The organism is Solirubrobacter phytolaccae, from assembly GCF_027587195.1.
Classification (GTDB): Bacteria; Actinomycetota; Thermoleophilia; order Solirubrobacterales; family Solirubrobacteraceae; genus Solirubrobacter; species Solirubrobacter phytolaccae.
This window is the reverse complement of the sequence record NZ_JAPDDP010000004.1, coordinates 26,158-42,362: the sequence shown is the minus strand read 5'-3', so window position 1 is coordinate 42,362 and position 16,205 is coordinate 26,158. Positions and strand designations below refer to the sequence as shown.

Here is a 16,205-nt window from a genome sequence, read left to right as displayed (position 1 = left end):
GCCCCTGGCCGAGTCGTCGCCTCAAACCAGGCTCCCGAGGCCGGCGGCGCGGACCACGTCCTGGTCCTCCGCGTACTTGAGCACCGAGCCGAGCGTGCGGTCGATCGTCGTCTCGTCGAGCTCGGTGATGCCGAGCAGCTCGAGCGCCCGCAGCCAGTCGATCGCCTCGGCGATGCCGGGCGGCTTCTGGATGTCGGCGTCGCGCAGCGTGGCGACCGCCGCGACGACCGCGTTGGCGAGGCCGTCGCTCACACCCCGCACGCGCCGCCGCACGATGTCCAGCTCGCGCTCCCGGCTCGGGTAGTCCAGCCACTGGTACAGGCAGCGGCGTTTGACGGCGTCGTGCAGGTCCCGGGTGCGGTTGGACGTGAGGATGATCACCGGCGGGTGCTCGGCCCGGATCGTGCCGAGCTCCGGGATCGTCACCGCGGCCTCCGCCAGCAGCTCGAGCAGGAACGCCTCGAAGTCGTCGTCGGCGCGGTCGACCTCGTCGATCAGGAGCACCGCCGGCCGCGGGCCCGGGTGCTCGAGCGCCTGCAGCAGCGGGCGCGCGATCAGGTGCTCGCGACCGAACAGGTCACCCTCGGCCAGCTTCTCGCCGGTCGCCTCGGCGAGCCGGATGCTCAACAGCTGGCGCGGATAGTTCCACTCGTACAGCGCCTCGGCGGCGTCGATGCCGTCGTAGCACTGCAACCGGATCAGCGGCGTGTCTAGGGCGCGCGCCAGCGACCGCGCGGCCTCCGTCTTGCCGACCCCGGCCTCACCCTCCAGCAGCAGGGGCTGCGGGAGGCGGAGGCTGAGGAAGAGCGCGGTCGCGAGCCCTTCGTCGACGAGGTAGTCGACGGCAGACAGTCGCCGCGCGAGCGTCTCGACATCGTGTGGCAGCTCGTCGGTCACTGGGGCGGGGCCGCGTTTCCCTGCATCGCCGCCCAGACGCGGGCGGGCGTGCACGGCATGTCGACGTGGTTGACGCCGAGCGGCTGCAGGGCGTCGATCACGGCGTTGACGATCGCGGGCGGCGAGCCCACGTTCGGCGACTCGCCCACGCCCTTCGCGCCGAGCGGGTGGTGCGGGCACGGCGTGACCGTCGCCCCCAGCTCGAAGTCCGGGCACTCGAGCGCCGTCGGGATCAGGTAGTCCATGAACGACCCGTTGAGGCAGTTGCCCTCCTCGTCGAAGGTGATGACCTCCATCAGCGCGATCCCGACGCCCTCCGCGAGGCCGCCGTGGATCTGCCCGTCGACGATCATCGGGTTGATGCGCACGCCGCAGTCGTCGACGGCGATGAAGCGCCGCACGGTGACGTGCGCGGTCTCCGGGTCCACGTCCACGACCGCGATGTACGCGCCGTACGGGTACGTGAGGTTCGGCGGGTCGTAGATGACCTGCGCGTCCAGGCCGCCCTCCATGCCCTCGGGCAGGGAGTCGCCGGAGTAGGCGCGCTCGGTGATGTCGAAGATCGTCGCGCCGACCGACGGGTCGCCCTTGACGTACCAGCGGCCCTTCTCCCACGCGAGGTCTTCCGGCCGCGTCTCGAGCATCTGCGCGGCGATCGCGCGGGCCTTGTCGCGGACCTTCCTCGACACGACCGCGACCGCGGCGCCGGAGACCGGCGTCGAGCGCGACCCGTACGTGCCGAGCCCGTACGGCGACTTGTCCGTGTCGCCGTGGCGGACCTCGACGTCCTCGGGCGGGATGCCGAGCTCCTCGGCGACGATCTGCGCGAACGTCGTCTCGTGGCCTTGGCCCTGCGTCTGGGCGGAGAGGCTGACGACCGCCTTCCCGCTCGGGTGCACGCGCAGGTCCGCGCCGTCGTTCATGGCCAGCCCGAGGATGTCCATGTGCTTGCGCGGGCCGGCGCCGACGCCCTCGGTGAAGAACGAGATGCCGATGCCCATCAGCTCGCCGCGCGCCCGCTTCTCCTCCTGCTCCTGGCGCAAGTCCTCGTAGCCCGCGATGTCCATCGCGACGCGCATCGTCTTGTGGTAATCGCCCGAGTCGTACGTCCAGCCGGTCGTCGTCTCGTACGGGAACTGCTCCGTGCCGATGAAGCTCTGCATGCGCAGGTCGATCGGGTCGATGTGCATCTCCAGGGCGAGCGCCTCGACCATCCGCTCCACCAGGTAGACGGCCTCGGTGATCCGGAACGAGCAGCGGTACGCGACGCCGCCCGGCGCCTTGTTCGTGTAGACCGCCTTGACCTTCACGTGCGAGGCCTGCAGGTCGTAGGAGCCGCAGACGATGTGGAAGAAGCCGGCCGGGAACTTGGTCGGCTGCGCGGTCGAGTCGAACGCGCCGTGGTCGGCGATCACGTCCACGCGCAGGCCGGTGATCTTGCCGTCCTTGGCGCAGATGTCGGACTTCATGATGTAGTCGCGAGCGAAGCCCGTGGACATCAGGTTCTCGGAGCGGTCCTCGATCCACTTCACCGGCACGCCCGCGACGATCGAGCCGGCGATCGCGCACACGTAGCCCGGATACACCGGCACCTTGTTGCCGAAGCCGCCGCCGATGTCGTTGCACTTGATCCGGATCATGTGCTCGGCGAGCCCCGCCACGTGCGCGTAGACCGTGCGGTGCGCGTGCGGCGCCTGGTTGCCGTTGTACAGGTCGAGCTGGCCGGTCTCCGGGTTGAAGTCCGCGATCATCCCGCACGTCTCCAGCGGCGCCGGATGGCAGCGCGGGTAGATGATGTCGCGGGAGACGATCGTGTCGGCCTCCGCGAACGCCTTGTCCGTGGACTCCTCGTCGCCGGCTTCCCACGTCGGCGACGCGAGGTTGTCGAGCTGGCCGTCCTTGTCGTCGCGGATCAGCGGCGCGTCCTCGTCGAGCGCCTTGCGCGCGTTGACCACCGCGGGCAGCGGCTCGTAGTCGACGTCGATCAGCTGCAGCGCGTCACGCGCGATGTACTCGTCGATCGCGATCACCGCCGCGACCTCCTGGCCCTGGAAGCGGACCTTGTCGCCGGCGAGCACGGCCTGCGTGTCGTAGGAGATCGTCGGCATCCACGCGAGCCCGAGCGTCTCAAGGTCCTTCGCCGTGATCACCGCGGCGACGCCCGGCAGCGCGAGCGCGGCACTCGTGTCGATCGAGTTGATCTTCGCGTGCGCGAACGGCGAGCGCAGGATCGCCATGTGGACCATGCCGGGCAGGCGGATGTCGTCCAGGTAGTTGCCCTTGCCGCGGATGAAACGCGCGTCCTCCTTGCGCTTGAGCGGGCCGAAGCCGATGGGCCGATCGCCGACCGCGGTCATGACTGCACCTCCGCTTCGGCGTTCTCCGCCGCCCACCGCACCGCGGCGACGATGTTCTGGTAGCCCGTGCAGCGGCAGATCGAGCCGCTGATCGCCATCCGGATCTCGGCCTCGGTCGGGTCCGGGTTCTCGTCGAGCAGCGCCCGCGTAGTCATCAGCATCCCGGGCGTGCAGAACCCGCACTGCAGGGCGTGCTTCTCGTGGAAGCCCTGCTGGATCGGGTCCAGCTTGCCGTCGACCTCGAGCGCCTCGACGGTGCGGATCTCATGCCCCTCGCACATCGCGGCGAGCGCCGTGCAGGACTTCAGCGGCTGGCCGTCCATCTGCACGACGCACGCGCCGCAGTTGGACGTGTCGCAGCCCCAGTGCGTGCCGGTGAGGCCCGGGGTGTCACGGATGAAGTGCACGAGCAGCGTGCGCGGCTCGACGTCACGCGTGACGGTCTCGCCGTTGATGTTGATCGAGATGTTCATGACAGTGCCCGTGCCGTCGCCTTCCGGAGTGCGCGTTTCGTGAGGACGCCAGCGAGGTGGCGCTTGTAGTCGACAGGGCCGCGGCTGTCGGGGATCGGCATGCAGTCCTCGGACGCGATCGCGCCCGCCTGCTCGAACAGCTCCTCGCTCGGCGGCTGCCCCCGCAGGAGCTCCTCCGCACGTGTGAGGTCGATCGTGGTGAGCCCGACCGCGGACAGCGCGATGCCGGCGTCGGTGATCACGCCACCGTCGATCCAGACCGCGGCGGACGCCGCCGCGATCGCCCAGTCGCCCGCGCGCCGCTCGACCTTCTCGTGCGCACTGCCACCGCCGGGCCGCTTGGCGATCCGCACCTCGGTGAGGATCTCGCCCTCGCCCACCGCGGTCGTCCACGGGCCGAGGTGGAACTGGTCCATCGGCACGGTCCGCGTACCGTCGGCGCCGGTGATCACGACGGTGGCCTTGACCGCCGCGCACACCGCGGACAGGTCCTCGGCGGCGTCGGCCTGGCACAGCGAGCCGCCGATCGTGCCGCGGTTGCGCACGACCGGGTCGGCGATGACGAGCTCCGCGTCCTTGAAGAGCGGGAAGTGCTCGGCCAGCAGCTCGGACTTGAGCAGCTCGACGTGGCGGGTGAGCGCGCCGATCGCGATCTCGTCGCCCTCCTCGCGGATGTACTGCAGGTCCGTGAGGTCGTTGATGTCGATCAGCCGCGTCGGGCTCGCCAGCCGCAGCTTCATCATCGGCAGCAGCGAGTGCCCGCCGGCGATGATCCGGCTGTCCTCATGCTCCTTCAGCGACGCGATCGCGCCTTGCAGGCTCGTCGCCCGCTCGTAGTCAAACCGCGCTGGGGTCTGCATCGGGAGCCTCGTATTGGGTGGGTGCGTTCGTGCCGATGATCGGGCTCCGGCCCGGCCGCTCGATCGGATAAAGCGTGCGTGAGGTGGCGCTCCCGTAGCGGGCGTCGCGGAGCGCCGGTCCGTTCGGGCTCAGGGCCGCGATGGGCGCCTCGCGGCCGAGCCGCGCGAGCGTCAGCGTCCCGCGTGTGTAGACCTCGCCGATCCGCGGCGACTTGACCGTCGCGCTGTCCGGGAAGTTACGCAGGCCCTCGGCCTTCGCGCCCGGGTACAGGCCGTCGACCAGGCCCATCGCCTCGGGCAGCCCGGCCTTCTTGACGAGCAGGCCCTCGAGCGCGTCGACGGCGGCGTCGAGGTTGGCGTTGATGTCGTCGACGATCGCGTTGACCGGCTCGGACTTGGTGATGATCTCGGTCACCGCGCCGATCGTCTCGTCGAGGCCCTTCGTGATCTTCTGCAGCGCGAAGATCACGGATACGAGGAAGTACACGAGCGCCAGGACGATCAGGACGACCGCGACCAAGAGAACGGCTCCGGCGGCGGTCATGCGTCGTCCACGATCACGTCGAGGGAACCGCCGTACGCGGCCACGTTGGCGACGGTGTCGCGCACCTGCTGCTGGGTGGTGAGCAGCAGCGGCGCGGCGTCGAGGTCCTTCGACCCCGCGCGTGCGGCCGCGGTGATCCGGTCGATCGAGCCGGTGATCGCGTTCGCCTCCTTGAGGACGTTGTTGAGCAGCACGACGACCACCGGCAGGACGACCAGCAGCACGATCAGAGACAGCACCCAGGTCATCGTGGCCTCCGCTCGGCGACGACGGCGGCCTTCGCGCCGATGCCCGGCAGCGCGCTGAGGATCGTGTCGAACTGCGCGTTGATGGCCTTGACGGACGGCTCGAGCGTGCGCAGGTGCTCGGACTCGACGGTCTCGAGCGCGCCGGCGAGCGTGGCGAGGCCGGTCGCGGAGGCGTGCAGGCTGCGGCGGACCTCGAGCAGCGCGCCGGCGAGCACGGCGATCACCACGACCGCGAGCAGGATGGAGAGCGCGACCATCTCACTTGCCTCCGAAGCCGTCGGTGAGCGCGTTCATGTAGCCGTCCTGCACGATCGCCTCGTCGACGATCTTCCCCAGCACGGGCGCGGTGGCCGCGAGCGCGGGGATGTTGGCGGTGTTGCCGGCGACCTTGCCGGCCACGTCGAGCAGGCCCTGCACGGAGCCCTCGATGTCACGGCAGGCCTTGATCAGGAGGAACAGCAGCGCCGCGACGATCAGCGCGGCGATGAGGCCGATGACCAGCGCGAGCACCCAGGCGTCGTCGTTGCTCACTTGCCCACCGCCACCTTGCGTACCGCGCGGGCGGAGCGCAGGATCCGCACGCCCGAGTCGTTGATCTGGTTGATGCCGGGAAGGCCGTCCGTCTGCTGGCGCACGACGTCCACCCCGCCGACCGCCGTGCGCGCTTGCTCGGCGATCCGCCGCGCAAGCACGACGATGGTGATGACGATCGCCGCGGCGATCAGGATCACGACCACGCCCAGGATCAACCCCAGCGTCCATCCGGTGGACATGTCACACCTCCCTCGATGATTGGGCGCGCTCGTACGCGCGCTGCAGGACGCGCTCGCAGAGCACGCCGACCACGTGTCGCTTGTACTCCTTGGACCCGCGCTGGTCGCTGACCGGGTCGCAGTGCTGCGCGGCGAGTGCCCCCGCGCGGGCGAAGTTCTCGGGCGTGGCCGGGGTGCCGACCAGCGCCTCCTCGGCCTCGTGCGCCGTGATCCCACCGCCGACCGCGGTGAGCGCGATGCCGGCGCGGGTGATCGTGCCGTTGTCGAGGTCCAGCGCGGCGCCGACCGCGGCCACCGCCCAGTCCCCCACGCGCCGGTCGACCTTCGCGTACGCGCTCCCGTCGCGCCGTGGGATGCGGATCTCGACCAACATCTCCGCCGCCCCGACCGCGGTCTCGTACGGGCCGACGCTGAACGTGGCCATGTCGACGACGCGCTCGTCACGACGCGAGCGGATGACGAGCCGCGCGCCGACCGCCGCGCACACCGCGCTCAGGTCCTCGGCCGGGTCAGCCTGGCAGAGCGCCCCGCCGATCGTGCCGCGGTTGCGCACCACGGGGTCGGCGATCACGCGCTCGGCGTCCGCGAAGATCGTCTCGGCCAGCTCGGGCGCCTCGAGCAGCGCGCGGTGCCGGGTCATCGCGCCGATCCGCAGCTCGTCGCCGACCCGCGTGATGTAGCCGAGCTCGGCCGCGAGCGGATCGATGTCGATGAGATGCTCGGGCTGCGCGAGCCGCAGCTTCATCATCGGCAGCAGGCTGTGCCCGCCGGCGAGCAGCCGGGCTTCCGGACCGAGCTCTTCGAGCAGCGCGAGCGCATGCTCCACCGAGGTGGCGCGCTCGTACGCGAATGGCGCTGGAACCTGCAGGGCTCTCCTCCCCTTTGGGTCTTGCTGACACGCAGATTGCCGGTGTTACGGTGGGCCTGTCAACTCGACCTAAGCGATCGCTTATGACCCTGGCCCAGCTCCAGTCGTTCGTCCTCGTGGCCCGTCACGGGTCGGTGAAGGCCGCGGCCGCCGAGCTCGAGGTGACCGAGCCCGCCGTGTCGGTCGCGGTGGCCGCGTTGCGCAAGGAGCTGGGCGACGAGCTGTTCGTGCGCAGCGGGCGCGGAATCGCGTTGACCCCCGGCGGGCGACGGCTCGCGGCGCTGGCGGGCGAGATCCTCGGGCTGGCCGAGCAGGCGCGCCGCTCCGTCGCGGAGTCCGCCGAGTCGCGCCGGCTGGTCATCGCGGCGACATCCTTGGTCGCCGAGCACGTCGGCCCGCTGATCGAGGCGTTCTCGGCGCGCGACGACGGGCTGGAGATCACGCTGAGCGAGCTGCCGGGCGCGCAGTTCGGCGAGGCGCTCGAGCACCGGCGCGCGGACATCGCGCTCGGGCCGGCGCCGAGCGCGACGACGATCGCCGCCGCACCGTTCCTGCGCTGCCGGCTGATCATCGCCGCGGCGCCGTCGCACCCGCTGGCGACGGCACGCTCGATCGCGCCGGCGTCTTTGGGCGAGGAGCGCTGGCTGGCGACGTCGCTCGACGCCTCCGAGGGCACCGGCGCGTTCTTCGCCCGCCACGGGCTCTCGCCGTCGGTGTCGACGTTCTCGTCGGGGGCCGCGGCGGTGGCGGCGGCCGCGGCCGGTGAGGGGCTCATCCTGACCTTGGCGCACGCCGTCGCGGACGAGGTGCGGCGGCGGGCGCTCGTCCGGCTCGACGTGCGCGGCACGCCGAGCCTGGAGCTGTGGCACGCGTCGACCTTGGGCCTGGGCCGGGCGCTGCCGGCCGCGCTCGCGTTGCAGCGCTTCGCGACCACGTCGGAGGCCACGCAGGCGATTTCGTCAGGCCGCGCGGGCGCGGTGAGCGGCGCGCGGCGGACCCCGCACATCACGCTCTGGCAGTCGGTGGCCCGCCCGTGAACGTCACCGTCTCGGTCAACGGCGTCGAGTACACCCGCGACGTCGAGCCGCGGTTGCTGCTCGTGCACTTCCTGCGTGACGTGCTGCGGTTGACCGGCACGCACTGGGGCTGCGACACGTCCAACTGCGGCACGTGCGTCGTGCTCATGGACGGCGAGCCGGTGAAGTCGTGCACGATGCTCGCCGCCACCGCCGAGCGCTACGAGATCACGACCGTCGAAGGCCTCGAGCGCGACGGCGTACTCGACCCGGTCCAGCAGGGGTTCCACGAGGAGCACGGCCTGCAGTGCGGGTTCTGCACGCCCGGGATGATGCTCACCGCGCGAGCGTTGCTGGACCACAACCCGGACCCCACCGACGAGGAGATCCGGGTCGCGATCAGCGGCCAGATCTGCCGCTGCACGGGCTACGCGACGATCGTGCGCTCGATCCGCTGGGCGGCTAACAACTCCGGTACGGCTTGAGCTTCGCCTTCTGCGCGGGGCTGAGCCGGGCGAGCAGCTCGTTCGGGATGCGCGCCGTCTCGCGCCTGCGCACCTTGAGATCGTCGAGCAGGCCCGGCTCGACGAACGTGATGCGCCGGCCGGCGAACACGAGCAGGCGGTTCTCGAACGTCTTGGCCACCAGCCAGCCGCGGCGGACGCTCAGCTCGTAGCCTCCGCCGGCGAACCGGCCACAGTTCTTGCCCGCGCCCACCTCGGCTTTCTCCGGGCAGCCGCTGAAGCGCTCGCAGTCCCGGTAGTAGAGGCTGCCGCCGTAGACGAGCGTGAGCAGCAGCCCCTCATGCCGGTGGCCGAGCCAGAGGTTGCCGACGAACTTCGTCGTCTTCGGCGGCGTGTAGGCGACGGGGCGCTTGCTCGGGTCGCAGTCGGCCATGAACGAGTCGCCGCTGCCCGGTCGCCAGGCCGGGTTGCCGGCGGCGACCGTGCCGTTGGTCAGCCACGTGAGGCAGCTGCCGTCGGGGGCGACCGTGTACAGCTCCTCCGAGTCGGCGTCGGGCAGGTTGCGGTCGGACGAGAACAGGATCCGGCTGCCGTCCGGCGACCAGCGCGGGATGCTGATGTCGCCCTCGTCCTTCGTGAGCCGCCGGGGCTGCGTGCCGTCGGCGTTGGCGACGTACAGCTCCCCCGACCAGAAGCACTGGTCCGAGCCGCACTGCTTGCCGTTGTGGTCGGCGATCGAGGCGTAGGCGATGCGGGTGCCGTCGGGCGAGTAGCTCGGCGCCTGCGCCCGCTTGATCAACGTCCTTGAGGGACCGCCCTGGGCCGGGACCGTGCGGATCTCGGGCAGGGCGTCGGCGCTGCGGTCGTAGCGGTTATACGTGTACGCGATCGTGCCGCCGTCCGCCGAGTACGCGGGTGTGTTGACCGTGCTGCCGCGGTTGTCCCAGCGCTGGGTGACGAGCGCGCGCTCGGTGCCCGACGCGACGTCGCGCGTGACGATCTGGGTGGTGAGCGTGTCGTCGGCGCTCGTGAAGCGCAGGAACGCGACCGTGGCCCCGTCGGGTGACCAGGCCGGCCAGCCGTCGGACGTGCCGGCCCGCTTGGACGTCAGCTCGCGCGTGCCGGCCGCGTCCTTGAGCATCAGCCGGCCGTCGTCCTCACCGCCCTGCGAGTAGACGAGCCGCGACCCGTCCGGCGACCACGCCGGATCGTCGAGGATCTCGCCCTTCGGCGGCGCGACGACCGGCACCACACCGGTCCCGTCAGCCTTCATGCCCGCGAGCCCGCCCTCGGCGGTGTACGTGATCTCGGCGGGCGCCGCGAGGGTCAACGACAGGGCGAAGGCCGACAGTGAGATCCCCATGGTGGAGACCTCTTGCCCACTACGCCGCGGCGTGAACCCCGGCGAGCTGCTCGGCCAGGCGCTCCATCGAGCGCTCGTTGCCCTTGCGGATCATCCGGCGCATGAGCGGGACGAGCGGCTTCTCGCGCGCCGGGACCTGCTCGAACGCGAACGTGAACTCGATGTGGGTGCCGCCGTCCGGGAGGTCGCTCAACACGTACGTGCCGGTCGCGACGCGCTTGCCCTTCGCGCCCCAGTTGCGCTCGCGGATCATGCGACCGTCCTCGACCTCGATCACCTCGATAGTCGCGGGGTCGGACATGCCGCCGGACTTGGTGACGACGTCGGCCTTCGCGCCGACGCCCGTGGCCGGGCCGGAGACCCGCCACTCGGTGAGGATGTGGTCGGTGAAGGCCTCGTGGTTGGCCATCACGTCGAGGTAGGCGTAGACGTCGGCGCGGGACTGGGGAACGTCGACGGAGACGGTGACTGGGGAGGACATGTACCACACGGTACACTTCTGCCATGGCCGGCGTCAACCCCCGTCAGCGACTGCTCAACGCGGCGATCGACCACATCGCCGAGCGCGGCGTCAGCGACCTGTCGCTGCGTGAGCTGGCGGCCGCGATCGGCTCCAGCCACCGCATGCTCAACCACCACTTCGGTGGGCGCGAAGGCCTGCTCGTGGCGGTCGTGCACGAGGTCGAGGCGCGCCAGCGCGCGCTACTCGACGACGTCATGCCGGACCCGCAGGCGTCCCCCGGCGACGCGATGCGCGCCTGGTGGCGGCACATCAGCGACCCGTCGCTGTGGCCGAACGAGCGGCTCTTCTTCGAGCTCTACGGCCAGGCGCTGCAGGGGCGCCCGGGGACGGTCGCGCTGCTGGACGGGATCGTCGACAGTTGGCTCGAGCCCGCCGCGACGCTGCTCACGCAGCTGGGGCTCGAGGACGGTGAAGCGGCCGCGCGTCTCGGCATCGCCGTGACGCGCGGGCTGCTCCTGGACCTCATCGCCACCCGCGACCGTGCGCGGGTGGACGCGGCGATGGAGGTCCACATCGCCGCGATGGAGGCGTTACTCAGCCGTCAAAGCCGTCCGGCAGACGCACGATGATCGCCTCGACGTCGTCCGGCTGGCCGGGGACGCGGCCGTTGGAGTCCGGGAAGTTGTTGTCGTTGACGACGAACAGCCGGTCCTTGCCGATCGGCACGATGCTCTCCAGCGACTGGATCGGGTAGCGGAACGGATCGCCGAGGCCGCCGATCCCGAACGGATCGCGGACGCGCAGCAGGTCGAGCACCTGCTCCTTGCGCACGAAGCCGTCCGTGTCCACGTCGCCGAGGTCGAGCTTGACGACGTTCTTGATCTTCGCGGCGGCGCCCTCGAGGTCGTCGCGCTCGATCACCAGCAGCTCGCGGTCGCCGATCGCCTGCGCGTCGCCGATCTGCAGGTTCGCGGCGTCCGTCTTCATCGCCCACTTGCGGCCGGTGTAGCGCTTGCTCGCGACGTCGAACTCGTAGATGTAGCGGCGCAGCTGGTTCGTGTCGTCCAGGCGGTAGCCCTCGACGATCGGGTACAGCGTGCGGCCATCCTGGCTGGAAGCGACGGCCTCCCAGCCGCGGCTGCCCTGGATCGTCGGCTGCTCGCCCGGCTGCAGGTCGGGGCTGGACGGCGACTTCGCGCCCGGGAGCGCGATCGGCGCGTCGAGCACCTTGCCGGTGGCGTCGGTGTGCAGCAGGTACGGGCCGAACTCCTCGCCGAACCACAGGTCACCCCTGCGGTCGCGGGCGATCGCCTCGATGTCGAAGTCGCCGCCCGTCAGCAGGCGGTCCTTCGTGGTCTGGTTGACGATCTCGAACGGGATCTTCTTGTCCGGGTCGCGCAGGCTCAGGAAGCCCTTGACCTCGATCTTGTGGCTGAGCCAGTTCGGCTCGATCTTGTACACGCGCAGCAGGAAGTCGCGCGAGTTGCCCTTGGTGCCGAAGCCGTTGTCGGGCATCGCGAGGAAGCGGTTGCCGCCCTCGTACAGCGCGCCGGAGAAGCCGGGGATCGGCTGGCCCGGGAACGGCGGGACGACGCCGTTGTTGGCGCCGACGCCGGAGTTGCCGGAGGTCGGGCCTGGCTGGTACTGCGTGGCCGAGTAGAGCGCGCGGCCCTCGAGCACCGGTTCGCGATGCAGCTTGACGGCGAAGCGGTAGACGCGCGTCGCCTGGCTCGCGGAGAAGTTGTCGTCGCTGATGAGCGTGAGCTCGCGGCGGCCGTCGGCGAGCTTGCCGCCGAGCGCCAGGCCCTCGATGTTGTCGATCAGCGGCGTGTGGTCGGTGACGTCGAGCAGCAGGCGCTTGTAGATGAACGGGCTGCTGTCGGAGAGCGCCGCGACGCTGGAGACGTCCTGCGCCCCGCCGAGGTAGGCCTCGTAGACGCGGATGCCCCACTGATTGTTCAGGAACTTGCGCTCCATGACCAGCAGGCGCTCCTCGTCGACGACGGCGAGCTCGACGAGGTTGAAGTTCTCGTCCGCCTTGTAGGCGTACTGCGTGGTCGGGACGAAGTCGCCGCGCTTGGGGCGGTCGTAGCGGATGAGGCGCAGGCGGCCGGTGCCGTCGGCGCTCAGCGCGCCCTCCATGCCGGCGAACAGCGTCCTGCCGTCCTCGCTGCCGGCCAGGCCCTCGAAGGCCTGGTTCGTGGTGGCCTGGCCGTTGGGGGCGATGCCGAAGCGCGGCGGCGTGCTGAGCTGCGCGAGCTGGTCGCCGTCACGGTCGAAGCGGCGGATGACGGGCTCGGTCTCGCTGCTGATCAGGAGGTTCCCGTCAGGCTCGACGACGAGGCCCTCACCGTCGAGGTTCTGGCCCGTGAAGGGCGTGCCGTCGACGCGCTTGAGCGTCGTGACCTTGGTGGTCTCCACGCGCTCGCCGCGGACCTTGAGGGTGAAGAAGCGGGCGGGCGTGGCGCCCTGGTTGTCGGTCAGCGCGAGCGCCTGGCTCGAGCTGGTGAAGGCGAGCGCGGAGAGGCCGCCGACGGACAGGCCGCCGTACGTCGTCTTGTCGAGCGTGCTGTTGACGCTCAGCAGCGTGGCGTCGGACGAGGCGTGTGCAGGCGCGGCCGCGATGGCCGCGACCGCGAGCACCCCTGCCGCGGCGCGAGTCATGGACATGATCACGCGCCGCAGGGTTCCGAACTTAAACGTCCAGGACGTTTAAGTTCAGCGCACGACGGTGACGCGGTCGCGCAGGCGGCCGTTCTGCTCGACGAGCGCGGTGATCGGGGCCTTCGTGCGAACGCGGAAGGAGCCGCGCGTGCCCTTCGCCCGGCCCAGGTCCTTGCCACCGGAGGTGAAGCGCACGACCTGGCCGGGGATGCGCTTGACCGTGTAGTGCAGGCGGCCGCGCTTGCGCTTCGCCTTCACGCTCGGCTTGGCGAGGCCCTCCGCCGACTTGACGGACGTGCTCGTCTCGCCGTCGAGCGGGACGACCTTCCACGTGCCGGCGCGCGGCGTGGCGATCGCGAGCTGCGTGAGGTTCTCGCCCGGGACCTTCATCAGGAAGAAGCCCTTGCCGCCGACGGGCGTGTCGCTCGTGGGCGTCTCGATGCGTTGACCGCTCGGGCCGACGAACGCGACCCGCGGCGCGCCCTTGGCTCCGCGCACGGCGATCACGGCGCCGGGGAGGCCTTCGCCGAAGTGCACGCGCTTGGTGCTCGCGGCCGCGGCGCTCGCGAACGCCTCGCGGTACGGAGCCAGGTCGCAGCCGCTCCAGTACAGTTTCGCCGACTTGCCCCAGGCGACGCCAAAGCCGGGATGCCAGTCGCCGAGGAACGTGTCGACGGTCAGGCAGGCCGCGATGCCCTTGGTGGACAGCAGCGTCTCCGCGCCGAGGCAGTAGTCGATGAACTCCAGGCAGACCTGGTCCTTGGACTCCCCGTTGAACTTCGCGCCTTGGAACTCGATGCTCGAGCTGCCCTTGATCGTGGCGACGCCCGGCCAGCCGAGCTCCAGCTTGGACTTGACGCCGACGTAGCCCGTGTCCCGCATCTCGAACTCGGCGTCCTTGAGCGTCATGCCGACGAGCTTGACCTGGCCGCGGGCCTTGAGCACGCTCGGCTTGCCGGCGAACAGGTTCAGGCCGAAGCCACCGTCGAGGCTCAGGGCGGGCGCGCCGAGCAGGCTCGGGCCGGCGGTCAGCGCGAGCTCGCCGCACATCGCGGCCTTCGCGCCCGGCGCCTTGCAGTTGGTGCTCGCGGGGCTCGTGTCGACGGCGAAACGCAGGCGCTTGAGCGTGACCGGGCCGTGCTTGCCCTTGGCCTCGACGCTCCAGCTCCCGTTGCCCTCGAAGGTGACGGTCAGGCTGCTCAGGCCGAGGCCGGGCAGCGACGGGTTCGCGATCGTGAACGCGACGCCGTGGTTCGTGTTCGGGATGAGCGTGGCGGGCTGCGCGGTGCCGCCGAAGCCGGTCGGGAGCGCGAAGTGCGCCTTGATCTGCGACTGCGCGCCGGCCAGCAGCGTGACCGTCGGCGTGCCCGCGATCTTCAGCCCGCCGACCGCCGCGTTGAGCGCCTTCACGCCCGTGAGCTTCTCGCCGGTGAGCTGGTACTCGAGCTTGCCCGTGAACAGCGTCACCGGCGTGCCCTTGACGGTGAAGGTGACGCGCGCGTTGGCGGCCTTGACGAACGTCGCCGTGCGCGTGGTCACCAGCTCGACCGCCGTGCCCACGAGCGGCGTGATGACGATGCCGTTGACGGTCACGGGCGTCTTCGCGCGGCCGTTGTCGAAGCACGCGGCGGTGGCGACGAGCTTGCCGGCGGTGAACGTGGTCGGGCACGGCGCGGGCGTGGCGGCCGGGGTGATGACCGGCGCCGGCGTTGCGGTCGGCGCGGCCGTCGCGGTCGGCGTGGCCGTCGCGGTCGGCGTGGGCGTGGGCGCGTTCGTCCCCTGGACCGTGATCGTCTTGGTCGCGGTGCGCTCGATCGGGAGCGCCGCGGGCCAGCTGGCCTTCACGGTCACCTTGTGGTCGCCGGCGGTCTCGAACCGGTGCTCGACGATCGCACCGTGCGCGTCGACATGGCCATCGCTGTCGAAGTCCCAGCTCACGTCTGGTGCGGTCGTGGAGGCACGCAGGGTGGTCGTCTGCGTCGCGGTCGGTTGGTCGGGCGCCCAGGCGAAGTCGACGGTGTACGGCTGCTGGGCGAGGGCGGCGGCAGGGGTCAGCGCGACGGCCGCGAGGGTCACGGCCGCCGCACGCAGTGCGAGGTTCAATGCAGCTCCTTGAAGGGCGAGGTGCGGGGAGGGCCGAAGCCTTCCATCGCGCTCCCCGCCGCTCCGTACGGCGCGCTCATGTCTGCATTGACGGCGCGCCGTCTTCCGGCGTCGGCGCGCCGACGCCACCCGGTGCGGCTATCCGCCCGTCATCCCGTCACTCCGAGTGCTGCATCCTTGGTCGTAGCGCCCAGAAAGGCAGCACTCGAGTGCGCCAACGCCTCGGCGACCCGTTGCTGGACGGCCGCCGGACGTGTCGTGGCCTCGAGCCAGGTGGTGCGGATCACCTGCAGCCCCATCGTCTCCAGAACGAGCTGGCGAGTGGCGTCGTCGGCTCGAGCGATGATGTTCCCGTGGAAGCGTCGGCTGTCGGCCTCGAGGATGAGGCGCATGTCGGGCCACAGGAAGTCCGGGACGTACCGCGTTCCGGGGAGTGACGGGTTCACGAGCGGCCGCGGGAGCCCGGCCTGGTGGATGAGTGCCAGCACGAGGTTCTCGTTCTCGCTCCTGGTCGGTGCCGCGGTCGCCAGGAGACGGCGGAGCCGCTTGGCGCCGCGCCCGCCGTAGCCGACAAGATCGACGAGCGTGACCAGACCCAGGCCGAGTGCCTGGTTGACCACCGCGCGCAGGACCTTCAAGGACGCAGTGGGAGCGATGTCACCGATCGCGCGCGCGGGCGTCACGACCGGAACGCCGTTGTGGATCGTGCGTTCGATCTTCGCGCAGCGATGGCTGACGATGCCTGGGCGCGTTCGGAACGTGGGAGCGGTCACGTGCGGGTCGTGCTCGATCCAAGGACGCATCCCCCACCACGCGACGCCGGACCAGTGTGAGAGCGCGGCGTCGGGTCCGCAGGCGAGCACCGCCGCCAGTAGGCGTCCCCCAAGCGGGAGGTTGTAGTGCCCGACGGCGTAGACGCCCGCGTGGAGCCGGAAGAGCGTGCCGCGCCGCACGCGCGTGGCGATCGCGGTGTCCGACAGTCCGCATTCCCGCAGCTGACGGCGATCGATCACGCCGTACTGCCGAGCAGCCACGTCCGCGACGCGAGTGCTGCCTTTCTCGTCGTGGGGCCGAGAGATCGAGCGGTCGGTGGGCATGGCCGCAGCATCGCC

Annotated in this window: 18 protein-coding genes; 3 read left to right on the top strand and 15 right to left on the bottom strand. The window is 70.8% G+C overall.

Annotated elements, in window-relative coordinates; all coding sequences use genetic code 11:
- Positions 1-21: 21 nt before the first annotated feature.
- Genes OJ997_RS03110 through OJ997_RS03065 form a run of 10 tightly spaced genes read right to left on the bottom strand, consistent with a single transcriptional unit; the run spans position 22 to position 7,020 of the window.
- Positions 22-897, bottom strand: coding sequence for an AAA family ATPase (locus OJ997_RS03110; protein WP_270023540.1), 876 nt, complete (start codon positions 895-897; stop codon positions 22-24).
- A complete protein-coding gene (locus OJ997_RS03105) occupies positions 894-3,254 on the bottom strand; it encodes an aerobic carbon-monoxide dehydrogenase large subunit (protein WP_270023539.1) in 2,361 nt (786 codons plus the stop codon). The genes OJ997_RS03110 and OJ997_RS03105 overlap by 4 nt, the downstream gene beginning before the upstream one ends.
- On the bottom strand, positions 3,251-3,727 hold the full coding sequence (locus OJ997_RS03100) for a (2Fe-2S)-binding protein (RefSeq protein WP_270023537.1): 477 nt from the start codon (positions 3,725-3,727) through the stop codon (positions 3,251-3,253). Before OJ997_RS03100 ends, OJ997_RS03105 begins: the two co-directional genes overlap by 4 nt.
- Positions 3,724-4,587 carry an FAD binding domain-containing protein gene (locus tag OJ997_RS03095; protein WP_270023536.1) on the bottom strand — a complete coding sequence of 288 codons (864 nt, stop codon included), beginning with the start codon at positions 4,585-4,587 and terminating at the stop codon, positions 3,724-3,726. The genes OJ997_RS03100 and OJ997_RS03095 overlap by 4 nt, the downstream gene beginning before the upstream one ends.
- Positions 4,565-5,131: a hypothetical protein gene (locus OJ997_RS03090; RefSeq protein WP_270023535.1), complete on the bottom strand. Its 567-nt coding sequence runs from the start codon at positions 5,129-5,131 to the stop codon at positions 4,565-4,567. The genes OJ997_RS03095 and OJ997_RS03090 overlap by 23 nt, the downstream gene beginning before the upstream one ends.
- Positions 5,128-5,370 (bottom strand): hypothetical protein, encoded by a 243-nt coding sequence (locus OJ997_RS03085; RefSeq protein ID WP_270023534.1) that lies wholly within the window; start codon positions 5,368-5,370, stop codon positions 5,128-5,130. The genes OJ997_RS03090 and OJ997_RS03085 overlap by 4 nt, the downstream gene beginning before the upstream one ends.
- 5 nt (positions 5,371-5,375) lie before the next feature.
- Positions 5,376-5,636: a hypothetical protein gene (locus OJ997_RS03080; protein WP_270023533.1), complete on the bottom strand. Its 261-nt coding sequence runs from the start codon at positions 5,634-5,636 to the stop codon at positions 5,376-5,378.
- A 1-nt stretch (position 5,637) separates the two neighbouring features.
- The gene (locus OJ997_RS03075) at positions 5,638-5,910 is read right to left on the bottom strand and encodes a hypothetical protein (RefSeq protein WP_270023532.1); all 273 of its coding nucleotides are present in this window, start codon (positions 5,908-5,910) and stop codon (positions 5,638-5,640) included.
- Positions 5,907-6,152: a hypothetical protein gene (locus OJ997_RS03070; RefSeq protein ID WP_270023531.1), complete on the bottom strand. Its 246-nt coding sequence runs from the start codon at positions 6,150-6,152 to the stop codon at positions 5,907-5,909. The genes OJ997_RS03075 and OJ997_RS03070 overlap by 4 nt, the downstream gene beginning before the upstream one ends.
- Position 6,153: 1 nt before the next feature.
- Positions 6,154-7,020 carry an FAD binding domain-containing protein gene (locus OJ997_RS03065; RefSeq protein WP_270023693.1) on the bottom strand — a complete coding sequence of 289 codons (867 nt, stop codon included), beginning with the start codon at positions 7,018-7,020 and terminating at the stop codon, positions 6,154-6,156.
- Positions 7,021-7,103: 83 nt separating this feature from the next.
- Between OJ997_RS03065 and OJ997_RS03060 the strand changes: the two genes are divergently transcribed.
- Positions 7,104-8,057, top strand: a complete 954-nt coding sequence (locus OJ997_RS03060) for a LysR family transcriptional regulator (RefSeq protein WP_270023530.1) — start codon at positions 7,104-7,106, stop codon at positions 8,055-8,057.
- Positions 8,054-8,521 (top strand): (2Fe-2S)-binding protein, encoded by a 468-nt coding sequence (locus OJ997_RS03055; RefSeq protein ID WP_270023529.1) that lies wholly within the window; start codon positions 8,054-8,056, stop codon positions 8,519-8,521. The genes OJ997_RS03060 and OJ997_RS03055 overlap by 4 nt, the downstream gene beginning before the upstream one ends.
- On the opposite strand, the gene OJ997_RS03050 is transcribed toward OJ997_RS03055, so the two are convergent.
- Both OJ997_RS03050 and OJ997_RS03045 read right to left on the bottom strand, forming a co-directional pair.
- On the bottom strand, positions 8,499-9,863 hold the full coding sequence (locus tag OJ997_RS03050) for a beta-propeller domain-containing protein (RefSeq protein WP_270023528.1): 1,365 nt from the start codon (positions 9,861-9,863) through the stop codon (positions 8,499-8,501). The two genes, OJ997_RS03055 and OJ997_RS03050, sit on opposite strands and share 23 nt — an antisense overlap.
- A 19-nt stretch (positions 9,864-9,882) precedes the next feature.
- Positions 9,883-10,344: an SRPBCC family protein gene (locus OJ997_RS03045; protein WP_270023527.1), complete on the bottom strand. Its 462-nt coding sequence runs from the start codon at positions 10,342-10,344 to the stop codon at positions 9,883-9,885.
- 23 nt (positions 10,345-10,367) lie between these two features.
- On the opposite strand from OJ997_RS03045, the gene OJ997_RS03040 reads away from it, so the two are divergent.
- Complete coding sequence (locus OJ997_RS03040; RefSeq protein WP_270023526.1) at positions 10,368-10,955, top strand: TetR/AcrR family transcriptional regulator; 588 nt, start codon at positions 10,368-10,370, stop codon at positions 10,953-10,955.
- Here the strand turns inward: OJ997_RS03040 and OJ997_RS03035 are convergent.
- The 3 genes from OJ997_RS03035 to OJ997_RS03025 all read right to left on the bottom strand — a co-directional run bounded on the left by OJ997_RS03035 (position 10,921) and on the right by OJ997_RS03025 (position 16,127).
- Positions 10,921-12,996 carry an esterase-like activity of phytase family protein gene (locus tag OJ997_RS03035; protein WP_270023525.1) on the bottom strand — a complete coding sequence of 692 codons (2,076 nt, stop codon included), beginning with the start codon at positions 12,994-12,996 and terminating at the stop codon, positions 10,921-10,923. The genes OJ997_RS03040 and OJ997_RS03035 overlap by 35 nt on opposite strands.
- A 48-nt stretch (positions 12,997-13,044) precedes the next feature.
- On the bottom strand, positions 13,045-15,093 hold the full coding sequence (locus tag OJ997_RS03030) for a PKD domain-containing protein (protein WP_270023524.1): 2,049 nt from the start codon (positions 15,091-15,093) through the stop codon (positions 13,045-13,047).
- A 149-nt stretch (positions 15,094-15,242) separates the two neighbouring features.
- Complete coding sequence (locus OJ997_RS03025) at positions 15,243-16,127, bottom strand: type IV toxin-antitoxin system AbiEi family antitoxin domain-containing protein (protein WP_270023523.1); 885 nt, start codon at positions 16,125-16,127, stop codon at positions 15,243-15,245.
- Between the last annotated feature and the right edge of the window lie 78 nt (positions 16,128-16,205).